This window comes from Pseudomonas sp. YL2 (assembly GCF_023063025.1).
Taxonomy (GTDB): domain Bacteria; phylum Pseudomonadota; class Gammaproteobacteria; order Pseudomonadales; family Pseudomonadaceae; genus Aquipseudomonas; species Aquipseudomonas putida_A.
The window spans coordinates 16,195-31,955 of record NZ_JAJSLU010000013.1 but is presented as its reverse complement, the minus strand read 5'-3'; the positions used below and the strand labels follow the sequence as shown (position 1 = coordinate 31,955).

Here is a 15,761-nt window from a genome sequence, read left to right as displayed (position 1 = left end):
GTGGAATGACAGGAAGCGCCGTAGCATACATGACCGCGCTTGGCCTAGGGAAACCCTGATTACAGCTGTCTGGCCCCGGAAAACCGTGGCGAGGGCCGTTGGTCGCGGCGTTCAGCCGGTTTGTGCAGCGAAGCTAAGCTCTTATTGGGGAGTGAGTCTTATCTTCAATGAGGTGAGGGATGGTGGAGCAACGGCAGAAAAACGTGACGAAACCCGAGTTGTATGAACGGTTGATGGATCGTCTGGGCATGGCGCTCGACGCTGCAAAAACCGCTGGCCGGCTGCGCGATGAGCGCCCCGTGGAACTGGAATTGCGTGGCTTGAGCCCCGCCGAGTTCAAACTGGTCAAGGCCTATCTGGATCGCAGTGAGCGTGAATCGCATGGATACCTGTCGCAGGCAGTGAAACAGCTCGATGCAGCACATTCAGCCAAGGTCATCTGGCTCAAGGACAAGGCGCCCGGCAGAGACACCGTAAAGGTTCGTTCTGTGCAGGCCAAGTAATCGCATGGCAGGTCAAGTAACGGATCTTTTCCAACAGGATCCTACCTATCGGTTGTAACGTTTCGTTAACACTCTTAGGCTTCGGGCATCTCTGGAGATGCCCCGATGCCTTTGCGTTACTTCATCAAACAACTTCTATTGCCGCCTGGCATTCTTTTGCTGCTGTTGCTGGTCGCCTGGTGGCTGCGCCGCTCCCGGCCACGGCTGGCCGGTCTGTGTTTTGCCCTTGGCCTGGGTGGTTTCTGGCTGATGAGCCTGCCGGTGGTGGTGCAATGGGGCGCCAAAGCGCTGGAGCGTGAGCCGCCGCTGCCCCGTGAGTCGTGGTCGATATTGGCGCAGCGCGCCGATGCCATCGTGGTGCTGGGCTCCGGGCGCGAGCGCGGCGATCTGGCCTGGGGCGAGGACCAGCCAACCGGCGTGGGGCTGGAGCGTCAGCGCTATGCGGCGCGACTGGCCAAGGCCTCCGGGCTGCCGATTCTGACCAGCGGTGGCCTGCATTACGGCACGCCGCCGACCGAGGCGAAGCTGATGGCCGATTCGTTGCGCGATGATTTCGGCGTGACCACGCGCTGGCAGGAAGGCGAGAGCCGTACCACCTGGGAAAACGCCAAATTCAGCGCCGACATCTTGTTGCCCCAAGGCATCAAGCGCGTCGTGGTGGTCACGCAGGCCTGGCACATGCCGCGCGCCGTGTGGTGTTTCCAGCAGGCAGGATTCGAAGTGGTGCCGGCGCCCGTCGGGTTTCTCGGAACCGATAATGCGCGCCCGTTTGGTGGCTGGCTGCCGGAGTTCAAGTCGATCTGGCAGAGCGGGCAGTTGCTGAATGAGGCGGTGGGGCAGGTGGGGTATTCGCTGTTTTACCGGGGTGATGCCAACCCTGATTGATTGGGTGCTACTGATGTCCATTCGCGAGCAAGCCCGCTCCCACATTTGAATTGCATTCCAAATATGGGAGCGGGCTTGCTCGCGAAGCTTTTTAAAGGGTTTTCGACATCCGGCTCGCCATCAGCGCCCAGCCAAACAGCAGCACACAGACGATGATCAGCGGCCATGAACGCCATTGCAGGTACGGCGTCAGGTTGTGCATCGGCACCACTTCGCCATACAGAATGCCCTGTTCGAACTGCGGGATCTGCTCGGTGATCTGCCCGAACGGGTTGATCAGCCCAGTCACGCCATTGTTCGTAGCGCGGATCATCCAGCGGCCGGCCTCAAGTGCGCGCATTTGCGCCATTTGCAGGTGTTGCAGCGGGCCGATCGAGGTGCCGAACCAGGTGTCGTTGCTGATTGTCAGCAGCAGATCGCTGCGTGCCGACAGCCCAGCGGCAAATTCCGGGTACACCACTTCGTAGCAGATGAATGGCGCGATTTGATAACCCTTGGCCTGCAGCAGCGGCTGATCCGCCGGACCGCGAGCGAAGTCGGACATCGGCAAGTCAAAGAACGCGATCAACCCGCGCAGCAGATCCTGCAACGGTACATACTCACCGAACGGCACCAGTTTCTGCTTGAGGTAGGTGCCATCGCCTTCGCCGACCACGGTGATGCCGTTGAAGAAGCGTTTTTCGTGACGAACCGTCTCGCGGATCGGTACGCCGGTGATCAACGCCGATTTACGCTCGGCGGCGAAGTTGCCCATCATGTTCAAGTAGCCCTCGGCGGACTCCTTGAGCACCGGTACCGCGGTTTCCGGCCAGATCAGCAGGTCCACCGGCTTCGAGCGAAAACTCAGGTCGCGGTACAGCGCCAGTTGCGCGTTAAGCTGCGCCGGATCCCATTTCATGCTTTGTTCGACGTTGCCCTGAATCGCGGCGACGCTCAGTGCCGGGCCGGACGGACTGGTCCAGGCGTGGCCCTTGAGCGCAATACCCGCCACCCATGGCCCGACCAGCAACAGCAAACCGGCCGCGATAAAGCCTTTACGACCGGTTTGCAGCAAGCGCGGCGCGTTATAGATCAGCGCCGCAGTCAGCGCCAGCACGAACGACACCAGCCACATGCCGCCCACCGGCGCGAGCCCGGCCAATGGGCCGTCGAGCTGGCTGTAGCCGGAGTAGAGCCACGGAAAACCAGTGAGGAACCAGCCACGAAACGCTTCCTGCCCGACCCACAGCGCGGCAAACGCCAGCGCATCGGCCAGCGGTGCTTCATTGCGGCGCAACCAGCGCGCCCAGACCCAGGCGGGCAGGGCGAAGAAAAAGGCGATCGCTGCGGTGAACAGCAACATCAGGAACCCGGCCAGCAGCACCGATGCGCCACCGAAATGGTGGATGCTGTAGTAGATCCAACTGGTGCCGGCGCCGAACAGGCCGAAACCGAAACACCAGCCACGGCCCAGCGCCTGACGCGGTTTCAGCTCGCGCAGGCCGGCGTAGAACAGCCCAACCGCGAGCAAAGCCAGCGGCCAGATGTTGAACGGGGCCAGGGCGAAGGTAGTGATTGCACCGGCCGCCACGGCCAGCAGGTTACCGGGCCAGCCGGGGCGGGTTGTCCAGCGCAGGGGGTATGTCATCAGCTATTTCCTGTATCGCGCCGGGTCTGCTGTTACGCAGGGCAAGGCGCGAGGAGTGAAGTTTGGTTTTTCAAATGAACGACGAGCAACGCAGCCCTGCGTAACAGCAGGCCCGGCCCTCCGGGTTACGCCTGAAAGCGGGCCATGCTGCGTTGCAGTCCTTGGAAAGGGAATGCCATTCCCTGCGGACTGCGCCTTGCCTGGCCCGCTTTCAGGCGCAACGCGATACAGGAAATAGCTGATGACATACCCCAATCCTTAGATTTAACGAGCGATTGGCGTCAGTCGCAGCAAATGAATCCGACGGCTGTCGGCGTTCAGGATGCGGAAACGATAGGCGCCGATTTCAGTGATTTCGTTGCGTTTTGGCAAGTGCCCGAACGCGCTCATCACCAAGCCGCCGACGGTGTCGAATTCGTCGTCGGAGAATTCGCTGTCGAAGAACTCGTTGAAGTTCTCGATCGGCGTCAGGGCCTTGATCAGGAAGTCACCGCTGGGCAGCGGCTTGATGTAGCTGTCTTCTTCGACGTCGTGCTCGTCTTCGATGTCGCCGACGATCTGTTCCAGCACGTCTTCAATCGTCACCAGGCCGGCGACGCCGCCGTATTCGTCGATGACGATGGCCATGTGGTTGTGGTTGGCGCGGAATTCACGCAGCAACACGTTCAGACGCTTGGACTCGGGCACGAAGGTGGCCGGGCGCAGCAGGTCCTTGATGTTGAAGCTGTCGCCGTTCTCCTTGAGGATCAGCGGCAGCAGATCCTTGGCCAGCAGCACGCCCATCACGTCGTCGTGGCTTTCGCCGATGACCGGATAGCGCGAGTGGGCCGAGTCGACCACGGCCGGGAGGAATTCACGGGGTGTCTGGTTCGCCTTGATGCTGATCATCTGCGAGCGCGGCACCATGATATCGCGTACTTGCAGGTCAGCCACCTGGATGGCGCCTTCGACGATGGCCAGCGCTTCGCTGTCCAGCAGTTTGTTCTGATGTGCATCACGCAGCAGCTCAAGCAGCTCCTGACGGTTCTTCGGCTCGTGGGCAAAAGCCTGGGTCAGTTTACCCAGCCATGACTTCTGCCCGTTGCTCGATCGATCTTCGCTCATAGCGATTACTCTGAATCCTTTGTTGTAACGATAGGGGATGTTTCGGCTTCGTCGTCCGCGTACGGATCGGGATAGCCCAGTTCGGCAAGCAACTCGCGTTCCAGTGCTTCCATTTCTTCGGCTTCGTCGTCATCTATATGGTCGTAACCGAGCAGATGCAAGCAGCCGTGAATGACTAGATGTGCCCAATGGGCCTGGAGTTCCTTGCCTTGTTCGGCAGCTTCGCGCTCGACCACGGCCACGCAGATCACCAGATCGCCGAGCAGCGGGATGTCGAGAAACTCGTCAGGGACTTCGGCCGGGAACGACAGGACGTTGGTCGCGTAATCCTTATGGCGCCAGGTGTGATTCAGCTCACGACCTTCTTCCTCGTCAACCAGACGAATGGTCATTTCCGAGTCGGCGCTGCGCTGGCGCAGGGCCAGTTCGCACCATTTGCGGAAGTCGGCTTCACTCGGGGCGTTCGCTTCGGTAGCGATTTGCAGATCCAGCTCAAGCATCGCGCGAGGTTTCCCTGGCGGCTTCGGCACGGGTCTCGAAGCGCTCGTAGGCCTCGACGATCCGCTGCACCAACGGGTGACGCACAACGTCTTTGGGCTGGAAATGGGTGAAGCTGATGCCCGGAACGTCCTTGAGCACTTCGATCACATGGTGCAGCCCGGACTTGGTGCCGCGCGGCAGGTCGACCTGGGTGATGTCGCCGGTGATGACCGCGGTGGAGCCAAAGCCGATCCGGGTCAGGAACATTTTCATCTGCTCGACGGTGGTGTTCTGGCTTTCGTCGAGAATGATGAAGCTATTGTTCAGCGTACGACCGCGCATGTAGGCCAGCGGCGCGACTTCGATCACCTGGCGCTCGATCAGCTTGGCCACATATTCGAAGCCGAGCATTTCGTAGAGGGCGTCGTACAGCGGGCGCAGGTACGGGTCGATCTTCTGGCTCAGGTCGCCGGGCAGGAAGCCGAGTTTTTCACCCGCTTCAACCGCCGGACGTACCAGCAGGATGCGGCGGATCTGCTCGCGCTCCAGGGCATCGACGGCGCAAGCCACGGCCAGATAGGTCTTGCCGGTACCGGCCGGACCGATGCCGAAGTTGATGTCGTTGCCGAGGATTTCCTTCACGTAGCGCAGCTGATTCAAGCCGCGTGGGCGAATCATGCCTTTCTTGGTGCGCAGGGCGACGGAGGCTTCGGCGGGGGCGTGGTTGTCCAGTTCGACCACAGCCGATTCCTGAAGGAACAGGTGCACCATGTCTGGCGACAGCTCGGTACCCTTGGTTTCGCGGTACAGGCGGCGCAGCAGGTTTTCCGCAGACGTGGTGTGCTTGGGGTCGCCGATCAGCTCGAACTGGTTTCCGCGATTACGGATCTCGATGGCCAGGCGCTGTTCGATCAAGCGCAGATGCTCGTCGAATTGCCCGCACAGATTGGCGAAGCGGCGAGCCTCAAAGGGCTCGAGGATAAAACGATGTGGTTCTATGGGTGCGTTCAAGGTCGTATTTAGCCGCCCTGGGGCAATTAAGATGAAATCAAGGATAACGCCAGTGGCGTGGGTGCGAAAGCTCTTATATGAACTCGCCCGATTCATGCCCCTGGCGCTGTACCTGTGGGAGCGAGCCTGCTCGCGAAGGCGGCGACACATTCAACATTGAGGTGTCTGACAGACCGCTTTCGCGAGCAGGCTCGCTCCCACAGGGATTTGCGGTGTTATTGGACCAGCGAGCCGCGCAGCGAGTGCGGTTGCGCCGCGTCGATGTGTACGTCGGCGAACTGGCCGATCAGGGTCGGATTATCGCAGCGGAAGTTGACGATACGATTATTCTCGGTACGCCCTTGCAGCTCGCCCGGGTCTTTCTTCGAGTAGTCGGTGACCAGAATGCGCTGGATCGAACCGACCATTTGTCGGCTGATCTCGAACCCTTGCTGATTCAAACGATGCTGCAAGGCGTTCAGGCGTTCTTTCTTCAGCTCTTCCGGGGTGTCGTCGGCCAGATCGGCCGCCGGCGTGCCCGGGCGCTGGCTGTAGACGAACGAGTAGGAAAAGTCGAAACCGACGTCGGCAATCAGCTTCATGGTCTGTTCGAAGTCTTTCTCGGTCTCGCCAGGGAAGCCGACGATGAAGTCCGAACTGATGCAGATCCCCGGTACCGCAGCGCGCAGTTTGCGCAGCTTGGATTTGTACTCCAGCGCGGTGTGGTTGCGCTTCATCGCCGCGAGGATCCGGTCGGAACCCGACTGCACCGGCAAGTGCAGGTGTTTGACCAGCTCCGGCACTTCGGCGTGGGCCTGGATCAGGCTGTCGGAGAACTCCAGCGGGTGCGAAGTGGTGTAGCGGATGCGGTCGATGCCGTCGACAGCGGCGACCACGCGGATCAGCTCGGCCAGATCGGCCAGACGCCCATCGTGGGTCAGGCCGCGATAGCCGTTGACGTTCTGCCCGAGCAAGGTGACTTCACGCACGCCGTTTTCGGCGAGGTGAATGATCTCGGCAATCACGTCATCGAACGGCCGGCTGACTTCTTCGCCACGGGTGTAGGGCACCACGCAGAACGTGCAGTACTTGCTGCAACCTTCCATCACCGACACGTAGGCGCTCGGGCCGTCGATGCGCGGCTCGGGCAAATGGTCGAATTTTTCGATTTCCGGGAACGAGACGTCGACTTGCGGCAACTTGCTGCTGCGCGCGGCGTCGATCATTTCCGGCAGACGGTGCAGGGTCTGCGGGCCGAAGACCACGTCGACATACGGGGCGCGATCACGGATCGCCGCGCCTTCCTGGCTGGCCACGCAACCACCGACGGCGATCACCATGTCCGGGTTGGCCAGTTTCAGTTCGCGCCAGCGGCCGAGCTGCGAGTACACCCGATCCTGAGCACGTTCGCGGATCGAGCAGGTGTTGAGCAGAATCACGTCGGCGTCTTCGGCGCGGGCGGTGACTTCCAGGGCCTGATGTTCGCCCAGCAGATCAACCATGCGCGAGCTGTCGTACTCGTTCATCTGGCAACCGTGGGTTTCGATGTAAAGCTTCTTGGCCATGGAGTAAGGTCGTCACCTGATTCAAAGAACCGCGCATTATAGGGAACAAGCCCTCAGGTTCCTACCGCTGTGCGTCCGGCGGCTATGCTATAGTTTGCGCCCTCATTTTTATCCCCGATGTTATCCCCCCGTCATGACCAAACGCGAAGCTCCAATCTATAAGGTGATTTTCCTCAACCAGGGCCAGGTGTTCGAAATGTACGCCAAGCAGATCTATCAAAGTGATCTGTGGGGTTTTCTGGAAGTGGAAGAGTTCGTCTTTGGCGAGCGCACGCAAGTGGTGGTCGATCCGAGCGAAGAGAAGCTCAAGGCGCAGTTCGAAGGTGTGGTGCGCAGCTTTGTGCCGATGCATTCGATCGTGCGCATCGACGAGGTGGAACGTCTGGGCACCCCGAAAATCAGCGAAGCCCGTGGCGCGGTCGGCAATGTGATGCCGTTTCCGATGCCGATGCCTGAGAAGTAGGGCTCAGAACCGCGTCGCCCCCTTCGCGAGCAGGCTCGCTCCCACAAAAGATCTTCGCAGCGCTGGAGATCAAATGTGGGAGCGAGCCTGCTCGCGAATGGGGATAGTCAGAGCAAAGCAGAAATCAGGGAAGTGGCGAAAACGGCGTACGCCCGTCGGCGCTCTGCAGTTCCATCAGGTATTTACGGAAAATTTGCCCGAGCACCTGGGTCGCGGTTTCGAGGTCTTCGCGGGACATTTTTTCGGAGACTTCGTCGGCGGTGTCCAGCGCATCTTCGGCGCCGTTGACCGCGGCCATCTTCAGCACGATGTACGCCTGAATGTTGTTGGCCTGCACGCCTTCGCCGTGGAAGAACATGGTGCCAAGCTTGAACTGCGCCTGAGCGTGGCCTTGCAGCGAGGCCTTTTCGAAATAGCTCAGGGCTTGATTGAGATCGCGTGGCGCATTCTTGCCGTCGTAGTAGAACTCACCCAACTCGTATTGCGCTTGCGCATCCCCTTCGTCGGCCGCTTTCTGGCAGGCGGCCAGTGCCTGCGTGACGTCTTGCGGCTGAGTGTTGAGGGTGCAACGACCCATCGCCGGGATCAACAACGAGTTGCCGCCTGCTTGTGCATGCGCGAGCAGGGGCTGAAGGAGCAACAGGCAGCCCAAGGCAAGGGTGCGGCCGGTGCGGTTCATGGGAATCGACTTACCTCTGAAGGGCACGCGGACCCATCGAGGGATCCAATAAGCGCGCATTATGAAATAAGCAGGGCCAACCTTACAAAGTCTTTACTCGTTTTTCTGCTGCGCGGGGAATATATCGGCCACTTTCTGATGGATTTTTAGCAGAGGCGTGGGAAAAACGGCGTGAGTGTAGGTGAAAGCTGACGCTGGCCATGGCCAACGTCAGCGGTACGGCGATTACTTCAATGCAGCGAAGGCGCGTTCGGCAGCGTCCAGGGTGATTTTCAGCTCGGCTTCGCCGTGGGCGATCGAGGTGAAACCGGCTTCGAATGCACTCGGTGCCAGGTACACGCCACCTTCGAGCATCAGGTGGAAGAAGCGACCGAACAGTGCTGCGTCGCTGGCCATCACGTCTTCAAAGGTGACGATGTCGTCGGCGCCGCTGAAGTACAGGCCGAACATGCCACCCGCTTGCGTGGTCACGAACGGAATGCCCGCGGCATCGGCGCGTTGTTGCAGGCCGTCGAGCAGGCGCGTGGTGTAGTCGGTCAGTTCGGCGTGGAACCCCGGACGGCTGATCAGGCGCAGGGTGGTCAGACCGGCGGCCATCGCCAGCGGGTTACCCGACAGGGTGCCGGCCTGGTACACCGGGCCCAGCGGTGCGATGCGCTCCATGATTTCACGCTTGCCGCCGAAGCAGCCGACCGGCATGCCGCCACCGATGATCTTGCCGAACGTGGTCAGATCCGGGGTCACGCCGTAGTGCGCCTGGGCGCCGCCGAGGGCAACGCGGAAACCGGTCATCACTTCGTCGAAAATCAGCACCACGCCATGCTTGTCGCACAGCGAGCGCAGGCCTTCGAGGAAACCCGGTGCCGGCGGCACGCAGTTCATGTTGCCAGCGACTGGCTCGACGATGATGCAGGCGACGTCCTGACCGACTTCGGCGAGCATCTTCTCCACGGCGTCGATGTCGTTGAACGGCAGGGTCAGGGTGTGTTTGGCGAACGCGGCCGGTACACCGGCGGAGCTTGGCACGCCCTGGGTCAGCGCGCCGGAACCGGCCTTGACCAGCAGGCTGTCGGAGTGACCGTGGTAGCAACCTTCGAACTTGATGATGCTGTCACGACCGGTGTAACCACGGGCCAGACGAATCGCGCTCATGGTCGCTTCGGTGCCGGAGCTGACCATGCGCACCATGTCCATCGACGGTACCAGCGAGCAGACCAGGTCGGCCATCTCGGTTTCCATCGCGGTCGGCGCGCCGTAGGACAGGCCGTGTTGCAGTTGATTGCGCACTGCATCGAGCACGTCCGGGTGGCTGTGGCCGAGGATCATCGGCCCCCACGAACCGACGTAATCCACATAACGCTTGTCGTCTTCGTCAGTGACGTAGGCGCCTTCGGCATGCTTGAAGAACAGCGGTGTGCCGCCCACACTCTTGAACGCGCGAACCGGCGAGTTCACGCCACCGGGAATGTGTTTCTGGGCATTGGCAAACAGGGTTTCGGAACGAGACATGATCGGGCTCTCAAATCAGATTTTCAGAAGTTCGTTGAAGGCGCGGGCGCGGCGGGTCACTTCGGCGGTGCTTTCGGCACCGAACAAACCGTGGACCACCGCCAGCAGGTCGACCCCGTGGGCCACCAGCGGTGCGGCGTTGTCGAGGGTGATGCCACCAATCGCGCAGACCGGCAGATGCAGCTTGCGTTTGGCCTCGTCGAGCAGATCGAGGCTGCAGCTTGGCGCGCCGGGTTTGGTGTTGGAATTGAAGAAGCGACCGAAGGCGACATAGCTCGCGCCTTCTTTGGCGGCTTGCTCGGCCAGTTCGAGTTGCGCGTGGCAGGTCGAACCGATGATGGCTTTGGAGCCGAGCAGGGCGCGGGTCGGCGACAGCGGGCCGTCGGTCTGCCCCAGGTGCACGCCGACGTTGAGGCGCGCGGCCAGCTCGGCGTCATCGTTGATGATCAACTGCGTCTTGTAGCGTTCGCACAGATCGCGCAGCGCTTCGGCCTCGCGCAGGCGGCGGGCCTCGTCGCTGCTTTTGTCGCGGTATTGCAGCAGGGTGACGCCGCCTTCCAGCGCCGCCTCCACGTAGGACAGAAACTTGCCCGCCAGCAATTGGCTGTCGGTGATGGCGTACAGGCCACGGAGTTTCATCAGGCAGACCTCACGACGTTACGAGCAAAAATCCAGCGGCAGGCGACGCGGCACGAACTGGCCTTTGCCCAGTTGTTCGGCATCGCGCAGGGTGCGCCAGGTGTAATCCAGTGCAGTACGCACGGCGCTGGCGAGGTTTTCGCCCTGGGCCAGCCGACCGGCGAGGGCGCTGGCCAATGTGCAGCCGGAGCCGTGATAACTGCCCGGCAAACGCTGGCAATAGAAGGTTTCACGCAGGCCGTCACGGCTGTACAGGCGATTGTGGATTTCAGTTTCGTCGCCATGGCCGCCGGTGATCAGCAGGTTTTTGACGAACGGCAGGAGTTTTTCCGCGCACTCATCCGCGGTGCCTTCGGGCAGTTCGGCGAGAATCCGCGCTTCGGGCAGGTTGGGGGTGGCAATGATCGACAGCGGCAGCAGACGCTCGCGCATCGCATAACCGACTTCGTCCTTGCCCAGGCGTCCGCCGCCGCCGGCACGCAGCACCGGGTCGCAGACTACCGGCAGGTGCGGGTGCGCCGAAAGCAGTTCGACCACGGTGTCGACCATTTCCAGCGAGCCGAGCATGCCCAGTTTGACCGCAGCGACTTCGGAGTCGTTGAGCACGGCATTGGCCTGGGCCAGTACCCACTCACGGTCGAGGACGCGGAAGTCAGTGACGTTGACGGTGTCTTGCACGGTCAGGGCGGTGACGGCCGGAGCCGCATGGCAACCCTGCGCAAGCAGGGCTTCGATATCTGCCTGCAAGCCGGCGCCACCACTGGGGTCGTGGCCGGAGAGACAGAGGACAACGGGGCGGGAGCTGTAGATATTCATGGTGCGCGAGCTTACCACCAAAGCTGAATTTGGGGTTCAGTCCCGATCGAGCTTGTCATCACAAAAGCATTCACAATGTCTGCTGCTTTACTGAGTTGACCAACTCAACAGCTCTAGCTCGCTGCTTTGCTCTGAAACGCCCGTTCTAGAGCCTTTGTAGGAAAAATTTCGATGGTGCTCAATGGCCATCAACGGCTATGCTAGTCTGGATCCAAACCAATAACAGGTAATACCGGTTTTACGTCTACTCAAAGGGAATGGGGGGCTTCCTGACACAACCGGACGAGCCACGCTGGGGCTTCAATGCGCTATTTGCTGATGTTGCTGTTCTGCTTGCCCCTCCTCGCAAGCGCCGTCGAGTTCGACGAAAATACCCAGAGCCTTCCCCTGGGCCGCTCCTTGCAAGTGTTCGAAGACCCGAGCGGTCAGGCGAACATCGCCGACGTCCGCGCTCAAGCGGCGGCGGGCAATTTCAAACCCCACGACAAAGCCACGCTCAATGCCGGTTACTCGCGCTCGGCGTTCTGGCTGAAGATCGACCTGCATTACCGTCCAAACAATCCGGCCGCGCAACGCACCTGGCTGCTGGAGCTGGCGTATCCGCCGCTCGATCACCTCGACCTTTATATGGCCGATGCCAATGGCGACTACCGCCTGATCCGGCAGACCGGCGACGCCTTGCCGTTCGCCAGTCGCGAGATCCGGCAGAACAATTACCTGTTCGACCTGACCTTCGCCCCTGACCAGCAAAAAACCGTGTACCTGCGCCTGGCCAGTGAAGGCTCGATCCAGGCACCAGTGACGTTATGGTCGAGCACCGCGTACCTCGAAGACCAGCCGGTGCGCCTGTATGTGCTGGGGATCATCTATGGCGTGCTGCTGGGGATGCTGGTCTACAACCTGTTCATCTACCTGAGCGTGCGCGACACCAGTTACCTCTATTACATCTTCTACATCGCCTCGTTCGGCCTTTATCAACTGTCGGTGAACGGCGCGGCGGTCGAGTATTTCTGGCCGGACAATCCGTGGTGGGCCAACGCCGCCACACCGTTTTTCATCGGTTGCGCCGGGTTGTTCGGCAGCCAGTTCGCCCGCAGTTTCCTGCAGACCAGAACCCACAGCCGCTGGCTCGACTATCTGCTGATCGCCCTGATCGCGTTCGGCGCGCTGGTGGTCGGGCTGTCGCTGATGACCAGTTACGCATTGTCGCTGCGCCTGGCGACCCTGTTGGCGCTGGTGTTCACCGTGGTGATCTTCGCCGCCGGGATTCTCGCCTGGTGGCGTGGCTTGCGGGTGGCGCGTTATTTCATCATTGCCTGGTCGGCATTCCTGCTCGGCGGCATCGTCAATACGCTGATGGTGCTGGGCCTGCTGCCGAACGTGTTCCTGACCATGTACGCCAGTCAGATCGGTTCGGCGATCGAAGTCGCGCTGCTGTCGTTGGCGCTGGCCGACCGCATCAACGCGATGCGCGAACAACAGGCGCAAACCCTGTTCGATGCCGGGCAGAAACTCGAAGTGCTCAACCAGCAACTGGCCCACAGCAACAAACTCAAGGATGAATTCCTCGCGACCCTGACCCACGAGTTGCGCACGCCGATGAACGGGGTGATCGGATCGCTGGAGCTGATGCAGACCGTCGAGCTGGAGCCTGAACTGGAGCAATACCAGCAAACCGCCGCTGGCTCTGCCCGGGACATGATGCGCATGGTCAACGGCATCCTCACCCTCACCGAATTGCAGGCCGGCAAGCTCAAGGCGACGCCGGGCAGCTTCAGTCTGCGCGCGGTGGTCGAGGCCTTGCGCGTGCAGTTCGACGGCAACGCGGCGAGCAAGTCGCTGGACTTCAAGGTCGAGGTGCTGCCGACCCTGCCGGATCGCTTGCACGGCGACAGCGCAAAACTGGCGCAATGCCTGGAGTGCCTGCTGGACAACGCGATCAAGTTCACCCGAGTCGGTGGTCTGGCGCTGCGGGTGACCGGCAAGCCGACAGCGGACAACCGCTTGGCGTTGTCGTTTGCGGTGATCGACACCGGCATCGGTTTCACCGATCTGGGCGAGGCGACGATGTATCAGCGCTTCTTCCAGCTTGATGGCTCGATGACCCGCGAATACGGCGGGCTGGGCGTGGGGCTGGCGATCTGTCGGCAACTGGTGGAACTGCTCGGCGGCAAGCTGACTCACCGCTCCCAGCCTGGCAGCGGCAGCCGTTTTCAACTGGATGTCGAGTTCGAGCTGCCGCCGCTCGAAGCGGCGCCAACCCCGCAAGCGCTGCATGAGCGCAGCCGTGCACCGCAGGACTGCACGGTGTTGCTGGTGGATGACAACAGCGTCAACCAACTGGTGATGCGCGGCATGCTGCTCAAGCTCGGTTTCCGCGTGCGCACGGCGGACAACGGCGCGGCGGCACTTGATTGCCTGCAACGGGAAACCTTCGACGCGGTGCTGATCGATTGCCAGTTGCCCAATCATGAAGGCGCGTCGTTGTGCTGCCAGATTCATGGGTTGCCCGGCTGCGCCAATCTGCCGGTGTTCATGCTGGCGCTGGGCACAGATCGCGAGCACTGCGCACCTGGCACGCGCATCGATTACCTGAACAAACCGGTGAAATTCGAAGACCTGCAGACGGCGCTGGAGCGTCGGGTGCTCAGCGCGTAACAGGGCGAAAGCGCCGACAGTTCGGCGCATATGACACTTTGATCAGCCACGGGCCGGTGCTTAACTGAATCCCTTGGCTGACCAAAGGAGCCCCGTCATGAACCTGCATCAGTTCGCCGAAACCCACGAAGTCACCAACCAGCCGCCATCGCTGGACGGTGCCAACCTGTACCGCATCGACCTGCCGTTGCAGGAGTGGTCACGCCGTTTCGGCGCCGGGTGGGCCGAGTCGCGGATCGACGCCTACGGTGCACTGGCCGGTGGGCCGCTGATGGCGGCAGGATTCCTTGCCAATCAGAACAAACCGGTGTTTGTCAGCCATGACCGCTACGGTCATCGCATCGATCTGGTGGAATTCCATCCCGCTTATCACGAGCTGATGCGCACTGCGATCGAACATGGCCTGACCTCGTCCCCCTGGACTCATCCGCAGGACGGCGCACATGTCGCCCGCGCCTCGATGAGCTATCTGCACAGCCAGGCCGAGGCGGGCAGCGGTTGCCCGTTGACCATGACTTTCGCCAGTGTCCCGGCCATGCGTTTGCAGCCGGATCTGGCCGAACAGTGGCTGCCGAAAATTCTCGCCACCGAATACGACCCGCGTAACGTCGGCATGGCGCACAAGGCCGGCGTGACCATCGGCATGGCGATGACCGAGAAACAGGGCGGCACCGACGTGCGGGCCAATACCACCAAGGCCTATCCGGTCGGTGCCAGTGGCCCGGGGCAGGCCTATGAACTGGTCGGGCACAAGTGGTTCTGCTCGGCGCCAATGTGCGATGCGTTCCTGACGCTGGCGCAGACCGACAAGGGCCTGACCTGCTTCCTGCTGCCGCGCCACCGCCCGGACGACACGCGCAATCAGTTCTACATCCAGCGCCTGAAAAACAAACTCGGCAACCAGTCCAATGCCTCCAGCGAGGTGGAGTTTCGCGGCGCGCTGGCATGGATGGTCGGCGAAGAAGGGCGCGGCGTACCGACCATCATCGAGATGGTGGCGATGACCCGTTTCGATTGCATGGTCGGCTCCAGCTCGCTGATGCGTCAGGCGCTGACCCAGGCCAGCCACCACTGCGCGCACCGCAAGGTCGGCGGCAAACTGCTCAGCGAGCAACCGTTGATGCAGAACGTGCTGGCCGATCTGGCGCTGGAAAGCGAGGCCGCACTTGCGCTGAGCCTGCGCATGGGCAAGGCGCTGGATCATCTGGATGATCGCCATGAAGCGCAATTCGCCCGGCTGGTGACGGCGGTGGGCAAATACTGGATCTGCAAACGTGCCCCCGGAATGATCAACGAAGCCGCCGAGTGCATGGGCGGTGCCGGGTATGTCGAGGAGAGCATCCTGCCACGGCTGTATCGCGAAGCGCCGGTCAACTCGACGTGGGAAGGCTCGGGCAATGTGCAGTGCCTGGACGTGCTGCGCGCGCTGTCGAAAGAGCCGGGTGTGCTCGATGTGCTGTTCAGCGAGTTGGGCGATGGCCATGGCGACAAACGTCTGGCTGCGCATATCCAGCAGTTGCAGGCGCAGTTCAAGGACACCAGCGACATTCAGTATCGGGCGCGGCAACTCACCGAAGACATCGCGCTCGGTTTGCAGGCCAAGCTATTGCTGGAGGCCGGCAACTCGGCGGTCAGCGACGCGTTCATTGCCAGCCGCCTGAGTGGTGGCGGCCGGGTCTACGGTGCATTGCCGCGTGGGCTGGACGTCGAAGCCATCGTCGCCCGCGCTACCCCCCAGGGTTTCTGACCCACCACAAATCCCCTTGTGGGAGCGGGCTTGCTCGCGAATGCGGTGTGTCAGTCAATGGATAGGTCGACTGACACTGCGCATTCGCGAGCAAGC

The 15,761-nt window shown here is 61.4% G+C and carries 14 protein-coding genes; 5 read left to right on the top strand and 9 right to left on the bottom strand.

Features of this window, described 5'->3' with window-relative positions; translation table 11 throughout:
- The first annotated feature begins 179 nt into the window (after positions 1-179).
- Together LVD08_RS18575 and LVD08_RS18570 are read left to right on the top strand one after the other, a co-directional pair.
- Entirely contained in the window at positions 180-503 is a 324-nt protein-coding gene (locus LVD08_RS18575) for a hypothetical protein (RefSeq protein ID WP_096796296.1), read from the top strand.
- Positions 504-608: 105 nt separating this feature from the next.
- Entirely contained in the window at positions 609-1,388 is a 780-nt protein-coding gene (locus LVD08_RS18570; protein WP_247268888.1) for a YdcF family protein, read from the top strand.
- A gap of 91 nt (positions 1,389-1,479) precedes the next feature.
- Here LVD08_RS18570 and lnt read toward each other — a convergent pair whose 3' ends face one another.
- From lnt to miaB, 5 genes are all read right to left on the bottom strand, one after another.
- Complete coding sequence (lnt, locus tag LVD08_RS18565) at positions 1,480-3,003, bottom strand: apolipoprotein N-acyltransferase (protein ID WP_096795276.1); 1,524 nt, start codon at positions 3,001-3,003, stop codon at positions 1,480-1,482.
- A gap of 276 nt (positions 3,004-3,279) precedes the next feature.
- Positions 3,280-4,119, bottom strand: a complete 840-nt coding sequence (locus LVD08_RS18560) for an HlyC/CorC family transporter (RefSeq protein WP_027612886.1) — start codon at positions 4,117-4,119, stop codon at positions 3,280-3,282.
- Positions 4,120-4,124: 5 nt separating this feature from the next.
- Complete coding sequence (gene ybeY / locus LVD08_RS18555; protein WP_096795275.1) at positions 4,125-4,619, bottom strand: rRNA maturation RNase YbeY; 495 nt, start codon at positions 4,617-4,619, stop codon at positions 4,125-4,127.
- On the bottom strand, positions 4,612-5,610 hold the full coding sequence (locus LVD08_RS18550; RefSeq protein ID WP_007960560.1) for a PhoH family protein: 999 nt from the start codon (positions 5,608-5,610) through the stop codon (positions 4,612-4,614). The genes ybeY and LVD08_RS18550 overlap by 8 nt, the downstream gene beginning before the upstream one ends.
- Positions 5,611-5,825: 215 nt before the next feature.
- On the bottom strand, positions 5,826-7,154 hold the full coding sequence (gene miaB / locus LVD08_RS18545; protein WP_003228520.1) for a tRNA (N6-isopentenyl adenosine(37)-C2)-methylthiotransferase MiaB: 1,329 nt from the start codon (positions 7,152-7,154) through the stop codon (positions 5,826-5,828).
- Between the two features lie 133 nt (positions 7,155-7,287).
- On the opposite strand from miaB, the gene LVD08_RS18540 reads away from it, so the two are divergent.
- A complete protein-coding gene (locus LVD08_RS18540; protein ID WP_003185742.1) occupies positions 7,288-7,617 on the top strand; it encodes a DUF1820 family protein in 330 nt (109 codons plus the stop codon).
- 124 nt (positions 7,618-7,741) lie between these two features.
- On the opposite strand, the gene LVD08_RS18535 is transcribed toward LVD08_RS18540, so the two are convergent.
- The 4 genes from LVD08_RS18535 to LVD08_RS18520 form a co-directional block, all read right to left on the bottom strand.
- Positions 7,742-8,296 carry a tetratricopeptide repeat protein gene (locus LVD08_RS18535; protein ID WP_003228518.1) on the bottom strand — a complete coding sequence of 185 codons (555 nt, stop codon included), beginning with the start codon at positions 8,294-8,296 and terminating at the stop codon, positions 7,742-7,744.
- Positions 8,297-8,521: 225 nt separating this feature from the next.
- The gene (gene hemL / locus LVD08_RS18530; protein WP_134787403.1) at positions 8,522-9,805 is read right to left on the bottom strand and encodes a glutamate-1-semialdehyde 2,1-aminomutase; all 1,284 of its coding nucleotides are present in this window, start codon (positions 9,803-9,805) and stop codon (positions 8,522-8,524) included.
- A gap of 15 nt (positions 9,806-9,820) precedes the next feature.
- Positions 9,821-10,444: a thiamine phosphate synthase gene (gene thiE, locus LVD08_RS18525; RefSeq protein WP_007960555.1), complete on the bottom strand. Its 624-nt coding sequence runs from the start codon at positions 10,442-10,444 to the stop codon at positions 9,821-9,823.
- Between the two features lie 18 nt (positions 10,445-10,462).
- Entirely contained in the window at positions 10,463-11,260 is a 798-nt protein-coding gene (locus LVD08_RS18520) for a hydroxymethylpyrimidine/phosphomethylpyrimidine kinase (RefSeq protein WP_007960553.1), read from the bottom strand.
- Positions 11,261-11,563: 303 nt separating this feature from the next.
- On the opposite strand from LVD08_RS18520, the gene LVD08_RS18515 reads away from it, so the two are divergent.
- Complete coding sequence (locus LVD08_RS18515; RefSeq protein WP_247268887.1) at positions 11,564-13,918, top strand: hybrid sensor histidine kinase/response regulator; 2,355 nt, start codon at positions 11,564-11,566, stop codon at positions 13,916-13,918.
- A gap of 97 nt (positions 13,919-14,015) precedes the next feature.
- Entirely contained in the window at positions 14,016-15,665 is a 1,650-nt protein-coding gene (locus tag LVD08_RS18510) for an acyl-CoA dehydrogenase family protein (protein ID WP_115988826.1), read from the top strand.
- The last annotated feature ends 96 nt before the right edge of the window (positions 15,666-15,761 follow it).